General features: G+C 65.2%; 11 protein-coding genes. 10 read left to right on the top strand and 1 reads right to left on the bottom strand.

From position 1 onward, the window contains the following. Positions 1-52 precede the first annotated feature (52 nt). Positions 53-763 carry a ComEA family DNA-binding protein gene (locus tag F7O44_RS10330; RefSeq protein WP_162450175.1) on the top strand — a complete coding sequence of 237 codons (711 nt, stop codon included), beginning with the start codon at positions 53-55 and terminating at the stop codon, positions 761-763. A 111-nt stretch (positions 764-874) separates the two neighbouring features. Here the strand turns inward: F7O44_RS10330 and F7O44_RS10325 are convergent, their stop codons facing one another. Then, entirely contained in the window at positions 875-2,272 is a 1,398-nt protein-coding gene (locus tag F7O44_RS10325) for a glycoside hydrolase family 5 protein (RefSeq protein WP_162450174.1), read from the bottom strand. A gap of 192 nt (positions 2,273-2,464) precedes the next feature. On the opposite strand from F7O44_RS10325, the gene F7O44_RS10320 reads away from it, so the two are divergent. The 9 genes from F7O44_RS10320 (at position 2,465) to F7O44_RS30220 (ending at position 14,628) form a co-directional block, all read left to right on the top strand. Continuing rightward, positions 2,465-3,787, top strand: a complete 1,323-nt coding sequence (locus tag F7O44_RS10320) for an ABC transporter substrate-binding protein (RefSeq protein WP_162450173.1) — start codon at positions 2,465-2,467, stop codon at positions 3,785-3,787. A gap of 166 nt (positions 3,788-3,953) precedes the next feature. Further along, positions 3,954-4,919, top strand: coding sequence for a carbohydrate ABC transporter permease (locus F7O44_RS10315; RefSeq protein ID WP_162450172.1), 966 nt, complete (start codon positions 3,954-3,956; stop codon positions 4,917-4,919). Continuing rightward, positions 4,909-5,811 carry a carbohydrate ABC transporter permease gene (locus tag F7O44_RS10310; protein ID WP_162450171.1) on the top strand — a complete coding sequence of 301 codons (903 nt, stop codon included), beginning with the start codon at positions 4,909-4,911 and terminating at the stop codon, positions 5,809-5,811. The genes F7O44_RS10315 and F7O44_RS10310 overlap by 11 nt, the downstream gene beginning before the upstream one ends. Positions 5,812-5,818: 7 nt before the next feature. Further along, positions 5,819-7,933: a hypothetical protein gene (locus F7O44_RS10305; RefSeq protein ID WP_174255900.1), complete on the top strand. Its 2,115-nt coding sequence runs from the start codon at positions 5,819-5,821 to the stop codon at positions 7,931-7,933. Positions 7,934-8,049: 116 nt separating this feature from the next. After that, entirely contained in the window at positions 8,050-9,060 is a 1,011-nt protein-coding gene (locus F7O44_RS10300) for a LacI family DNA-binding transcriptional regulator (protein WP_162450169.1), read from the top strand. A gap of 166 nt (positions 9,061-9,226) precedes the next feature. Next, complete coding sequence (locus F7O44_RS31040; RefSeq protein ID WP_222851242.1) at positions 9,227-11,365, top strand: glycoside hydrolase family 36 protein; 2,139 nt, start codon at positions 9,227-9,229, stop codon at positions 11,363-11,365. Between the two features lie 71 nt (positions 11,366-11,436). Then, positions 11,437-12,765 carry an ABC transporter substrate-binding protein gene (locus tag F7O44_RS10290; RefSeq protein WP_162450168.1) on the top strand — a complete coding sequence of 443 codons (1,329 nt, stop codon included), beginning with the start codon at positions 11,437-11,439 and terminating at the stop codon, positions 12,763-12,765. Between the two features lie 4 nt (positions 12,766-12,769). Continuing rightward, complete coding sequence (locus F7O44_RS10285) at positions 12,770-13,744, top strand: carbohydrate ABC transporter permease (protein ID WP_162450167.1); 975 nt, start codon at positions 12,770-12,772, stop codon at positions 13,742-13,744. A gap of 71 nt (positions 13,745-13,815) precedes the next feature. Next, positions 13,816-14,628: an ABC transporter permease subunit gene (locus F7O44_RS30220; RefSeq protein ID WP_162450502.1), complete on the top strand. Its 813-nt coding sequence runs from the start codon at positions 13,816-13,818 to the stop codon at positions 14,626-14,628. Positions 14,629-14,685 lie beyond the last annotated feature (57 nt).

Raw genomic sequence — 14,685 nt, 5'->3', positions numbered from 1 at the left:
TGATGATCGGTACTAGACATCTCCCGTCATCAGTCCTTAGAGGGGGGACATATTGCGAAAGATCATCATGGCCGCGCCCGCGGCTTTGGCACTAGTTCTTGGTGGTACCGCTGCCGCTTCGGCAGATCCCGGTGACAGGGGGCCAAGTGCGGACATTGTGTGTGAGGACGGCGCTGCCACCATCGTGGTGGAGGGCCTGGACGACGCCGAACGCTGGCAGATCGTCACAGTAGGCGGCGACGACGCTGGTATCAGTGTGTTGTCGGACGAGGACGGTGCCACGAGTGTTTCCGTGGAACCTGGAGAGTACGAACTCGCGTGGTGGGTGGACGTCGACCTGCCGTACGACACCTTGCCCATAGAGGTGTCCCCGTGTGACGAAGACGTGGCGCAACTGTGCGTTGACGTCAACACGGCTGACGAAGAAGAACTTCAGCGGCTTAAGCACATCGGGCCCGATCGCGCGGCGCAGATCATCGAACTGCGGCCGTTCACCTCGATCGACGACCTCGGCCGGGTGAGTGGCCTCGCGGCCGGCGGGGAACGGCTGAAGGAACTGGTTGCCGGAGGTGGCGATTTCTTGCCGCTGTGCCCGTTCGAGGACGACGGCACTGGCAAGCCGACTGAAGACGACGACGAAGAAGACGGCCTGCCAGAGGCGTTGCCTGACACCGGTGCGGGCATGGCTTTGTTGGCATTGGCTGGCGTCGGCGCCATTGGCGCTGCGGGTGGCCTGAGCTTGCTGCGGCGTCGTTTGAACTGACGCGTTTCCGCGGAATCGCGCATCGCCCCGGTACCGGTCGACGACGGCCGGTGCCGGGGCGAATCTTCGGATGAGGTAGCGGCGTCGCCTCAGGCTGTCGCGAAGAAGCGGTCAGCTCGACGGCACGGCATTCAGGTGGTCCCGCAACACATCGGCCAGTTCCGCACGAACCACACATGATGAGAGCGCGAACGACGAGGCCAGCTCTTCTGCTCGCTGTGGGCTGACGCCCTCGAAGCACTGGCCAAACCGTTCCGCCGCGGGCTCGGCCAGCATGATGTTGCGAACCAGCAGTGGGATCCATTGCCGTTGTCCCCACGGATACGGTTGAAAGTCGGGGAACTCCTGGGCGAACAGATCCTCGATAGGTTGCATGATGTGACGGACGTGCGCGTCGGAACCGCCCCATGAATCAGTGCCCAGCCGGAGCTTCTGCTCCAGCGACGGGGAGATCTGCCGGAGGTACTGGCTGTCTGCCGGGAGATAAGCCAGACCCTGCCGGCCGACATCCTTGTATGTCCACAATGACCAGCTCGCACCGTGCGCTGCGTAGATCGATAGCTGGTCCCGGAGCAACTGATAGCAGGACGCGTCCCGAACCGGATCGCCGGTGTAGATGGGGCCGAACTCACCGACCCAGATGGGGGTCCCGGTCCGGCGCATGTACTCGGTTCGGCGGAGGAACGTCTGCTCGACGACGCCGCGGTCGAAGTATTCGCCTCGGGTAGTGCCGGGATACTCGCTCGTGCGGGCGATTCCGGGCAACGCGTAGTCGTGCGCGGTGTAGACGGCGTTGCTGACCGGTTCGTCGAAGACGGAGAAGTCGCTGGAATACTTGTTTCCGTCGAGGAACAGCACATGGCGGGGATCAACTGCCCGGATGGCCTGTTCGAGTCTCGTGTAGAACGGGCCGATGACCTCGCCTGACTCGTCTGCTGGCTCGTTGAGTGGGTTGTAGCCGGCGACCGCCGGATTGTCGCGGTAGCGCTCGGCCAGGGCTTCCCACAGGTAAACTACTCGATCTTGAAAATGCCGGTGCACCCAGAAGAAGGCGTGGTGTGTGGGGTTGTCACTGTGCCAGTGGTGGTTCTGGCCGCCGGGTGCGGCATGCAGGTCGAGGATGGTGTAGATCCCGTGCCGGGCACAGATGTCGATCACCCGGTCGAGCAGCCGGAAGCCGTCTTCGCGCAGGACGAACGGCGCGTCGTCGTCCTCGAAGTGCCGATAGTTGAACGGGACGCGCAGACAGTTGACGCCTAGCGAGCTGAGCATTTGTGCGTCATCTTCATCGAAGAAGTCGCGCAGGAACGTGTCGAAGAACCTGGCGTAGCCCTCGGCGCCCAGCGTTGAGCGCATGGCCGCGCGGGTTTGCGACTCCGTGCCTGGATAACCACTGATGAAGTTCTCCATGTTCATCCACCCGCCCAGCCCGAAGCCGCGCAGCAGGACAGGGCGCCCGGAGTCGTCGACGAGCTGGTCTCCGTCGACGCGGATCCACGGCATGGGCATCAGCTGACCTCCTGGTCGTCGGTTCCGGACGGTTTCCGGAAAGTCACAATTAAGAAACCGGTTCCTCACGAGGTTGCCATACCGGTAACGCGCGTGCAAACATGAGGCTCTCGACCTTAAAACGTTTCAAATTCGGTCAGTCTCGGGATACCGTCACTCGCCCTCGCGGGGCGGGAGAGGAAGGATGGCCACATGTCGAATCGATACGGAAACAACCTGCTCAGGGGGCGCACAGCGGTTGCCGCCGTGTTTGTGGCGACGCTGGCGCTGAGCGCGTGCGGGGGTGACGACGCAAGTACCGGAACGGAAGCCGGAACGGACGAAGTGACTCTCCGGTTCTCCTGGTGGGGCAACGACGAGCGCGCCCGGATCACACAGGAGGCACTCGACGCTTTCGAAGCGGAATACCCGCACATCTCGGTCGACACCGAGCCCTTGGACTTCGATGGCTACTTCGACCGGTTGGCCACCAGTGTGGCCGCCGGCAACGCGCCCGATGTCATCACGCTCGGCGGTGCCTACCCCAGGGAGTATGGCGATCGCGGTGTGTTGCTCGACCTCTCGACGGTCGCGGAGCAGCTTCCGACCGATCAGATCGACGAGGCCGCCCTGTCGAACGGCTTCTTCAGCGACGTCCAATACAGCATTCCGACGGGTGTCAATACGTACGCGATGGTGGTGAACCCGGAGGTCTTCGACGCCGCTGGTGTGCCGTTGCCGGACGACACCTCCTGGACGTGGGACGACTTCATCGACATAGCGCAGGAGATCTCGGAGAACACGCCGGACGACACCTACGGCGCGGTCGATCCGACCAGCGCTGATGTCATGGACCTGTACTCCCGGCAACACACCGGCGCGGGTTTGTACACCGAGGACGGCGAGGTCGCGATCGCGGCGGAGACCGCCCGCGACTGGTGGACGATGACGAAGCAGATGAGCGAGTCCGGTGCCACGCCATCGGCGTCGCTGACGGCGGAGCTGGCTGGTCAAGCGGCGCCGGAGCAGACTTTGATGGGACGCGGCCTAGCCGGTATGCAATTCGACTGGAGTAACCAGCTCACAGCGTTGCGCGGCGCATCCGGCGCAGACCTGCAGATGCTACGCGCCCCCGGAGAATCGCACGGCGTAGCGCCCGGCATGTGGCTACAGGCGTCGCAGTCGTATGCCATCTACGCGGAGTCCGACCATCCCGAGGAGGCGGCGCTGCTGATCGATTTCCTGGTCAACAACGCCGAAGCGGCGGCCTTCATCAAGGCTGACCGGGGAATCCCGGCAAACGGGGAAGTGCTCGAGGCGATCACACCAGAGCTGGACGAGGACACCGCTGCACAGGCAGACTTCATCGCTGCAGTGTCTGACGAGGTCAACCCGGATCTCATCATCGGGCCCACAGGTTCAACCGAGACCCGGCTGATCGTGGAGCGCCTCAACGACGAGGTCCTCTTCGATCGGATCTCGCCTGAGGAAGCAGGGGAGCGACTCGTGCGCGAGGTCACTTCCGCGATCGAATAGACCGAGCACCGCCCGGCCGGGTGGCGAGTTGCGCCCGGCCGGGTCGGTGGGGCTGTGAAAGCGATATCTCAGATGCGTGGTGGACGATGACTCGAAGTGCGCGGGAGGCCGTCGATGTGCGTTGAAGGAGCGGGCTGCTGTGCCCGATGGCAGGCGGCGAGCGGCCATGGCTGAAACGACCCAACACGCGGATACCGAGCGGGCCGGTGAGCCCGGAACAGGGCAGCGTAAGAGCCCCCCGCGCCCACGCGGCCAGCTGGCCAAGAGAGAAGGCCGCGCCGCCTACTTCTTCCTGGCGCCCTGGTTCGTCGGCATCGGCCTGATCACCATCGGGCCGATCCTCGGCTCCCTTTACCTATCCTTCACCGACTACAGCCTGCTGTCGTCACCGGAGTGGATCGGTCTCGACAACTTCCAGCGCATGTTGGAAGACGAGCGGCTGCACAACTCACTCAGGGTGACGTTCACCTACGTCTTCGTCTCGGTTCCACTGCAACTGGCCCTGGCGCTGGCTTTGGCGTTCTTTCTCGACAAAGGCGTGCGCGGCCTCTCGCTCTACCGTTCTGTCTATTATCTGCCGTCGCTGCTCGGCAGCAGCGTGGCCATCGCCATCCTGTGGCGGCAGATCTTCGGCACCGAGGGGCTGGTCAACCAGTTGCTGGCGCTGGTCGGCATTCAGGGGCAAGGCTGGGTGTCCCACCCTGATCATGCGTTGTCGACGCTGGTGGTGCTGAACGTGTGGACCTTCGGCTCTCCGATGGTGATCTTCTTGGCCGGATTGCGGCAGATCCCGACGATGTACTACGAGGCAGCCGACGTCGACGGCGCCAACGGCTTCACGAAGTTCTGGCGGATCACTATTCCGCTGCTGACCCCGATCATCTTCTTCAACCTTGTCTTGCAGATCATCGGCGCGTTTCAGACGTTCACCCAGGCGTTCATCGTGAGCGGTGGAAGCGGCGGTCCAGCGGATTCGACGCTGTTCTACACGCTGTACATCTACCAGCGTGGCTTCGGTTCGTTCGAAATGGGCTACGCCTCAGCGTTGGCCTGGTTCCTCCTCGTCGTCATCGCGGGATTCACCGCGGTGAACTTCTGGGCAGCAAAGCGGTGGGTGCATTATGGCGATTGATCTTGAGAAGACCTCCGAGACCGCCGCCGCGGAGACCGAGCCGCGCAGCCCGGCCCGCCGGGGCACGAGCCGGCGACGGCGCTTGCTCAAGCACGCTCTGCTGATCGCCTTCGGCTTCGTGATGCTGTATCCGCTGTTGTGGATGCTCTCGAGCTCGATCAAGCCGTCTGAGCTGATCTTCCGTGAACCCTCGCTTATACCGAGTGCATTCGACTTCAGCAACTACGTGACGGGCTGGAACGCCTTGGCGCACCCGTTCCATCGCTATTTGCTGAACTCGGGCGTGATCGTCGCGGCCTCGGTGATCGGCAATCTGCTGACCTGTTCCATGGCCGCGTATGCCTTTGCCCGTCTGGAATTCCGCGGCAAGAAGGTGTTCTTCGCCGTCATGCTCGCCACGGTGATGCTGCCGATCCATGTGGTGATCGTGCCGCAGTACATCCTGTTCTCGCAGCTGGACTGGATCAACACCTACTACCCGCTGATCGTGCCGAAGTTCCTGGCGACGGATGCCTTCTTCATCTTCTTGATGGTGCAGTTCATCCGCAGTTTGCCGCGGGAGCTGGACGACGCTGCCAGGATCGACGGGTGTGGGCATCTGCGCATCTACTGGCGGGTCATCATGCCGTTGTGCACGCCCGCGTTGGCGACCACCGCCATCTTCACCTTCATCTGGGTGTGGAACGACTTCTTCAGCCAGCTGATCTTCATCACTGATCCCGACATGTACACGGTTCCGGTCGCGCTGCGTACCTTCGTCGACTCACAGGGCGAATCAGCGTGGGGTCCGTTGTTCGCTATGTCCATGGTGGCGCTGGGCCCGATCTTCGGGTTCTTCCTCGCCGGTCAGCGCTATCTCGTTCGTGGGATCGCCACCACGGGAATCAAGTGAGGTTCAGGTGATCGATCGCCGAGCATTGGTCGAACGGCACAACGTCGAACTCTCCGGCGCTGACGTGCGTTCACCACTCTCAGTCGGCAACGGCGAGTTCTGTTTCACCGCGGACGTCACCGGGCTGCAGACCTTTCCGGACCAATACCGGGTGGCCGGGCGAGGGGGCGAACCCGACGGCACGCTGCTCGGGACACAGGCGCAATGGGGTTGGCACTCGATGCCCGGCGCGGATCGGCACTCGCTCGACGACGTGCTGGTCAGCTATGACACGCCGAGCGGCGCGGTTCCGTATGTCGACATGAGCGGCATGGTGGGCATCGACGGCGATGACGTCGATTCCGAGACCGAGCGCTGGTTACGGGCCAACCCGCATCGGCTCGATCTTGGCCGGATCGGGCTGGAGTTTCTCGACGCCTCCGGGCGTCCGCAACCGGTCGCGCTCTCCGACCTGCGCAACGTCCACCAGGTCTTGGACCTCTGGCGCGGGATACTGCGCAGCCGTTTCGAGGTCCGCGGCGATCTCGTCGAGGTCCGTACCGTCTGTCATCCCGAGCATGACCTGTTGGCGGTCTCCGTGAGATCGTCTGCGCTCAGCCAGGGGCGGCTCGCAATCAGAATGGCCTTCCCTTACGGCAGCGAGCTATGGCACAGCGCCGCCGACTGGGATCGGCCCGAGGCGCACCGCACCACCGTCGAGCGAGCGGATCATGGCTGGCGAATCACCCGCCTGCTGGACACCGCCCGGTATGACGTCGCAGTCGGCCTCCTGCCGGATACGACACTGGAGCAAACCGCACCGCACGAGCTGCGGGTGACGTCTCGTTCACAGCGGCTGGATCTCGTACTCGGCTTCGCCGGCTCGACGCCGCCGGGGGCAGGGCTATCGACGGCACCGCCGAACGAGGTGTCCTTCGACGACGTCCGGACGGCCGCACAGGAACACTGGCCCCGTTTCTGGTCGACGGGCGGAGCGGTCCAGCTCAGTCGCAGTGTCGATGAACGCGCCCCCGAGCTGGAACGACGCGTCGTGCTCTCGCAGTACCTCACCGCGGTCAACTGCGCGGGCTCGCTGCCGCCGCAGGAGACCGGTTTGGTCTGCAACTCATGGCGCGGGCGGTTCCACCTCGAGATGCACTGGTGGCATGCCGCGCACTTCGCCCTGTGGGGCCGCCCGGAACTCATCGAGCGGAGTCTGAGCTGGTATCAGGTGGCGGCGGAGACCGGCCGGATCACGGCCAAGCGGCAGGGCTACGCCGGGGTGCGCTGGCCAAAGCAGGTGGGCCCGGACGCGCGGGAAAGCCCCAGCTCCATCGGCCCGTTCTTGATCTGGCAGCAGCCCCACCCGATCTACCTGGCTGAGCTGCTGTACCGCGCGACGCCGGAACGACGGATCCTCGAGACCTACGCCGGGCTCGTCGCTGACACCGCTGAGTTCATGGTGAGTTTCGCAACACACACGCCACGCGGATTCGAGCTGGGGCCGCCGCTGATTCCGGCGCAGGAATCGTACGTCGAGATGCGGGACCGGCTGACCAATCCGACCTTCGAGCTCGCCTATTGGCAGTGGGGCCTGGACGTGGCGCAGCAGTGGCGCCAGCGCCTGGGGCTGCCTCCGGAGCCACGGTGGCACGACGTCGCGCGTGGTCTCGTGCCGCCGCACGTGCGAGATGGTGTGTACACGGCCATCGACGCCGAGCCGTACACCGTGCGCACCGACCATCCGTCCATGTTGTGTGGACTCGGGTTCGTGCCGTCGACGCCGTTGATCGACCCGGCGACCATGCGGGCCACCCTGGACGACGTACTCGGTGGCTGGGACTGGGACAGCACGTGGGGCTGGGATTACCCGGTCATGGCGATGTGTGCAGCCCGGCTGGGGAAGCCGGAGCTGGCGGTCTCCGCACTGGCGATGGACGCCGGGAAGAACCTCTTCCTGCCGAACGGGCACAACTGGCAGACGCCCTCGCTCCCGCTGTACCTGCCGGGAAACGGCGGCCTGCTGGCCGCGGTCGCGCTGATGGCCGGTGGCTGGGACGGCGCGCCGGACACGGCGGCACCCGGTTTCCCATCGGATGGGCGCTGGGTGGTCGAGTCCGAAGGGCTCGTTCGAAGCCCGTAGACGGCACTTCGATACCGCCAGGTGGGTTTATCGGGCTTGCACGGCGTTTTCAGCCACCTGGCGGTATCGAAGTCGGGCTGGGGAGCAAGCCCGTAGTGGGTAGGCTCTGCATTGAGATGCCACGACCTTCCACTCGCGCCCCTGCCATCACCGACGTCGCCAAGCTGGCCGGCGTCTCGGTGCCGACCGTCTCGCGCGTGCTCACCGGATCGGTGCCGGTCAGCAAGGCGCGGCGGGAACGCGTGCTGGCCGCGATCGAAGAACTCGGCTATCGGCCCAACGGAGCGGCACGGGCGCTGGTCAAGGGTCATCAATCGGTGATTGCGGTGCTGGCGAGCAACACCACCAGATACGGGTACGCGCTCACGATTCAAGGCATTGAGGAGGCCGCTCGAGCAGCCGGTTTCATCGTGATGATCACGGTGATCGAGTCGGAGGACGCCGGGGCCGTCACGTCCGCGGTCGATCTCGCCTTGAGGAATCCGGTTTCTGGCGTGGTTGTGCTCAAGTTCGATCCGGTGGGCGTCGCCGCCCTGCGGGCCTTGCCGAAGAGTCTTGCCGTGGTGGCGGCATCCGGTAGCCGGGGAACGAGCATCCCGCACGCGACGCTCGACGACACTGCCGCGGCCTCCGAAGCCACTGATTACTTGCTCAAACTCGGTCACACCACCGTTCACCACGTCGCCATCCCGTCGTCTGGCCGTCGCAGCGGCCGTGCGCTGGGCTGGCAGAAGGCGCTGGAGCGAGCCGGCGCGGAGGTGCCCGAGGTCATGTATGCGGGCTGGGAGCCCCGTCGTGCACATGAGATCGGATTCAGCCTCGCCAGCCGACCGGATGTGACCGCCGTGCTATGCGGCAACGACGAGCTCGCCATCGGGTTGATGAGGGGTTTGTACGACGGTGGACGGCGGGTACCGGACGACATCAGCGTGGTGGGCTTCGACGGGCATCCGCTCGGTGAGCTCTGGGCTCCCTCCCTCACGACCGTCGAGCAGGACTTCGCCGAGCTGGGCCGGCGGTCGTTCGATCTCGTGGCGGCGCTCATCGAGGGCAAACCGGCGCCGATGACATCGGCACGACAACCACACCTCGTCATTCGGGAAAGTGCGGCGCCGCCGCGCGACTAATCCCCCCGGTGATCATTGGCCTTTGGCCACATGATCATGGGGGCAAAGGCCAATGATCATGGTTAACGCGGTTGACACGTGTTCTGAAAACCTTATCATTTTCGGTACACGTCATCTGTGAGCGTTAACAAGTCAACTCCGCCGGCTTCCTTTGGAGGGCGCCACCGTGCCGACAACCCGCTCGAACGACACCATCGTCCGCTGGGCCCACTCGGCACTTGCCCTGACGGTGGTCGCTCCCGAAGACGGGCCGCCACGCCTGGTGCACCTGGGTCCCGGCCGCGGTGACGATCCGGGCGACAACGGCCCGCCCGGCCAGCCGCTAGTCGAGTTACGCGTCGCCGGCCAGGGTGGGACTTGGTCGGGTACCCGGTCGGTCGGCACGTCCGCCGGTCAGCGGCTGCGCTACACCGGGCACCGCGAGATCGCCAACGGCGCCTGGTCCGAGCTGCACATCACTTCCCAGGACGAATTCACCGGCCTGTCTGTGGACGTCGTGTTCAGCACCGTCGACGGTCTGCCCGCGGTGCGGACATGGACCCGGGTGCGGGCGGCCGGAGATCAGCCGGTGACTCTGCACGCGGTGAGCTCATTCGCCGCCACGTCGTTCCCGTCCGGTGTCGTCACGCCGGACGATCTCGAGCTCTATCGGGGACGTAACGACTGGCTCGGCGAAGGGGCTTGGAGCGCCGGGCCGCTGCGCCCGGCGCGACTACCGGATCTCGATCTCAGCCTGCACGACGCCGATCCCAGGGGCTGCGTCGCCGCGGTCAGCCAGGGCTCGTGGTCAACTGGGGCGTCGCTGCCCAACGGCGTGCTGGTCGATCGCGTCACCCACGCGTCGCTGGCATGGCAGGTGGAGCACAACGGAGCGTGGCGCTGGGAAGTCGGCGAGAGCCGCGCCGGTGTGTACCTGTTCGCTACCGGCCCGACGGACCTCGACCATCAGTGGCAGCACGTACTCGAGCCCGGTGACGAGTTCGTCTCCGTGCCGGTTGCGCTGGCGGCGTCCGACGAAGGGATGCCGGGCGCGGTGGCAGCGATGACGACGTATCGGCGGTCCATCCTGCGCCCCCACCCGGCGCGCGACACCTTGCCCGTGGTCTTCAACGACTACATGAACACCCTGATGGGTGATCCGAGCACGGCCAGGCTGCTGCCGCTGATCGACGCCGCGGCCGGTGTAGGAGCGGAGTACTTCTGCATTGATGCCGGCTGGTACGGCGACGGGGACTGGTGGGACGCCGTCGGCGCATGGGAGCCATCCGACGCTCGGTTCCCGGGCGGTTTGAGTGAAGTGATCGAGCACATCCGCGGCGCCGGCATGGTGCCTGGGCTCTGGCTGGAGCCCGAGGTCGTGGGGGTGCGAAGCCCCGTCGCCGAGCGCCTTCCCGACGAGGCATTCTTTCAGCGCGGCGGCCGGCGGCAGATCGAACACGGGCGATACCACCTTGACTTCAGGCATCCGGCGGCCGCGGCGCACCTCACCTCGGTGGTCGACCGGCTCGTCGACGAGATGGGGGTCGGCTATTTCAAGCTGGACTACAACATCAATCCCGGCGTGGGCACGGAGGTCAAGGCCTCCGCGCCGGGTGACGGCCTGCTGGGGCACAACCGTGCCTTCCTCGCCTGGCTCGACGACATCCTCGACCGGCACCCCGGTCTCGTCATCGAGAACTGTGCGTCGGGCGCCATGCGGATGGACTACGCGATGCTCTCCCGGCTGCACCTGCAGTCGACCAGCGACCAGCGTGATCCGTTGCGTTACGCACCGATCGCTGCAGCGGCCCCGATGTCGATACTGCCCGAACAGGCCGGCAACTGGGCCTATCCCCAACCGGAGATGTCGGCCGAGCAGATGGTCTTCACCCTGGTCACCGGGTTGGCCGGCCGGTTGTATCTCACCGGGCACCTGAACCGGATGACGGCCGAGCAGGCAGCCCTGGTCAGGCAGGCTGTGACGCTCCACCGTGACATCCGGCACCAACTCGCGACGGCAGTGCCCGTGTGGCCGTTGGGGCTGCCGCGCTGGGACGACCCCTGGGTCGCCCTCGGCCTCGAGACAGCTGGTGACGACACCGACAGCACCTACGTGGCCGTATGGCGGCGTGACAGCTCCGAGCGGGACATCTCGCTCGAGCTGCCGCACCTGAAGGGAAGGGCGGTCCACACCGACGTCGTCTTCCCGGCAAACCTCCCAGGTTGGGAATTGACCTGGGATTCCCAGCTCGGTGTGTTGTCCGCGACGACGGACGGCCCGGAACCCACCGCGCGACTGATCAAGCTCACGGCCACGAGGCTGTGACCACGACGAACCGTCCACCCAGACGAACCCGTCCACCCAGACGAACCATCCACCGACGAATGGGGAGTTCGATGAGGAAACCCTTGATTGGAGCGGCGGTGGCTACGGCCATGGCGCTCGTGGTAGCAGGATGCAGTGACCCGGCGGTCGATTCTGGCGACGACGGCGGGACCGAACCGGACGTCAACGGCGCCGAGATCGATCCGGCGGCCGAGCTCGACGGCGTCGAGCTGAGCATCTGGGCAGCACAGAACAGCAACATGATCCCGGTGGAGGTGGCGGAGGCGTTCGAGGCGGAGACCGGCGCCTCTATCGACATCGTCACCGTGCCCGACCCTTATGAACAGAGCATTCAGACCCGGGTCGCGACCGGTGACAAGCCGGATCTCGCGTTCTGGCAGCCGACAGCTTCGATGCTGACGGCGATCAATGCGCCGACCAATCTGCAATCTCTCGACGACGCTCCCTGGATCGACGAGCTCGAGCCGACGTTGCAGGACATCACCGGCATGCTCGACGGAACCCGGTATGCGGCGCTGATCACCAGCCCGGGGGTGGAAGGCGTCTACTACAACAAGGAGATCTTCGACGAGTACGGGATCACCGAGCTGCCGTCGAACTTCGACGAGATGGTCGACGTCGCCCGGACACTGGCCGACGAGGGTGTCACACCCTTCTATGAGATGGGTGGTGACAGGTGGGCCACCCAGTGGTGGGTGCAGGTGCAACTCGCCGACGCCGCACGCGACGGCCTGTGGGATCGGATCAACGCCAACGAAGAGTCGTTCGAGGACGAGACCGTGCTCAGCGCCATCGAGACCTACCAGGATCTGGTCGAGGAAGGGCTGTTCAACGACGACATCACGACGGCCACCTTCGAGGACCAGGGTGACGCTCTGCTCGCTGGGGATGCCGCGATGGTGGTTCAGGTGAACACGTTCTTCGGGCAGCTCCAGGCGAAAGCCACGGGTGAGGAACTGAACGAGAAGATCGGCTTCTTCCCCATCTCGCCGTCTGGCAACGTCGCCACCTTCATTCCCGATCAGGCCAATGCGCTTGTCGCGTTCCGGACCGGGGACGAGGAACGCGAGCAGGCGGCCAAGCAGTTCCTCGCCTTCTGGATGGGCCCGTACTACGAGGACTTCGTCAACGAGCGCGAAACGGTTTCCCTTAAGCCGGATGTCGCCACCCCCAGTGGGGTTCCCGACGCGCTGCTCGATGTGCACGCCTCGCTGTCGGACTCGGTGGGGTCGATGCAAGCCCTGGCTGTGGCCAACCCGGACCTGTATCTGAACCTGGCCGACATGCTGAACGGCGCCATGACCCCCGAGGAGGTGGCCGCCGCGACACAGGCGCAGTTCGCGCAGCTGGCACAGGCGGCCGGCGCGGAGGGCTTCTAGGCAGATGGCTGTCGCAGGTGACGCGGACATCGCGGTGCGCGGGGATGATCGGCGGTCCGGGCGGTCTCCGGCCCGGCGTGGCCGGCCAGGTGGTCAGGGCGGTCAGAGTAGGCGTGAGCGTGCCAATCACCCGGGGCTGTTTCTCGTTCCCGCATTTGCGGTGCTCGGAATCTTCTTCTTCCTTCCCACGCTGTTCAACTTCGTCTACGCCTTCACCGATTGGTCGGGGTTCAAGAGCGAGATCGACTTCGTGGGGTTCAAGAACTTCCGGGACCTCACCGTCACCGGCACCCTGTTCGGCTCGCTGCGGATCACCCTGGTCTACGCGTTGCTGGTCGCGATCTTCCAGAACGTGTTCGGCCTTGCGCTGGCGGTCCTCCTCGAGCGCGACACCCGGTTGAACAGGTTCGCGCGGGTCTGCTTCTTCATCCCGGTGGTGATGTCCGCGTTGGCGGTCGGCTACATCTTCCAGGCACTGCTCAAGCCCGACGGCGCGCTCAACGGTGCGGTGGGCGCCGTACTGGGCACCGACGTCACCATTGCCTGGTTGGGCGACACCACCTGGACGATCGTCGTCGTCGCGTTGATCCACGCGTGGAAATGGATGGGCCTGTCCATGCTGATCTACCTGGCCGGGCTCAAGACCATGCCGGAGGACATTCTCGAAGCTGCCCGGATCGACGGCGCGTCTGCGTGGAAGGCGTTCTGGGCAGTGCGGTTCCCCTTGCTGGCGCCGGCCGTGACATTCAGCGTGGCCACCGCTCTGCTCGGCTCGATGAACGGCTTCGACATCGTCCAGGCCACCACCGAGGGCGGCCCGGCCCGCACCACCGAGATCCTCAACATCTTCATCTACCGGACATTCGGCCAGGGTTTGTTCGCCCAGGCCACGACGATGAGCCTAATCCTGTTCCTGACGGTCGTGTTGCTGGCCTTCCCGTTGATCCGGACTCTGCGCAAACGGGAGGAGGTGCTGTGAGCGCTACAGTCGCCGAGCCCCGCACCGGCCCGCAAAGGCGGAGGACGTCGACCCGGTCCGAAGCCCGTGGGATCGCGGCGCGGCTGCAGCCGGTCGTCGTCGTCATCCTCGTGGTGGTGCTCATCGGTGTGCCGTTGTGGCTCGTCGTCGCGACCGCCGGGAAATCCCAAGGCGAGGCGCTCACGCCGGACTTCTCCCTGCCGACCGAGTGGCACCTGCTCGACAACATCGGCGAGGTGTGGGACCGCGGTCGGGTGCCCGCGGCATTCGCCGGGAGCATGCTCGTGATGGTGCCGGCCGTATTCGGAGTGCTGGTGCTCGGGTCCATGGCCGCGTGGATCCTGGCTCGCCGCAGTAGCCGGTTCTTCTCGGTCCTCTACGCCGGGGCGATCAGCGGAATCGTGTTGCCGCCCGCCGTGGTGACGATCGTGTTGCTGTTGCGTCAGCTCGGTCTCGCCGGTACCGCCGTCGGGATGATCGGCGTCTACATGGGCATCTACATGTCCACGGTTGTCTTCTTCGTGACCGGTTTCATCCGCACCATTCCGACGCAGCTGGAGGAAGCGGCCAGGGTGGACGGTGCGGGCCCGGTCAAGGTATTCGGCCGGATCATCCTGCCGCTACTGCGCCCGGTCCTGGCCACCGCAACGATCCTCATCTGCCTGTACGTATGGAACGACGTCTTCTACGCGTTCTTCGTCATCGGCGGGCGCATCGACACGCTGCCACTGAACCTGTTCCAGGTGGCCAGCGCCGGCCTATACCTCAACAACTGGCATCTCATTTTCACCTACGTCGTCGTCATGAGCCTGCCGCTGGTCGTGGTGTTCGTCGTGGCGCAGCGGCGCATCATCTCGGGCATCACCAGCGGCGCCGTCAAGTGAGTGGCTGACGGCGCACGTGGGGCGAGGGCATGCCCGCCGACCAACAACCGTGAAGGG

It is taken from the genome of Phytoactinopolyspora mesophila (genome assembly GCF_010122465.1).
In the GTDB taxonomy this organism is placed as follows: Bacteria; Actinomycetota; Actinomycetes; order Jiangellales; family Jiangellaceae; genus Phytoactinopolyspora; species Phytoactinopolyspora mesophila.
This window is presented reverse-complemented; position numbering and strand designations above follow the sequence as displayed.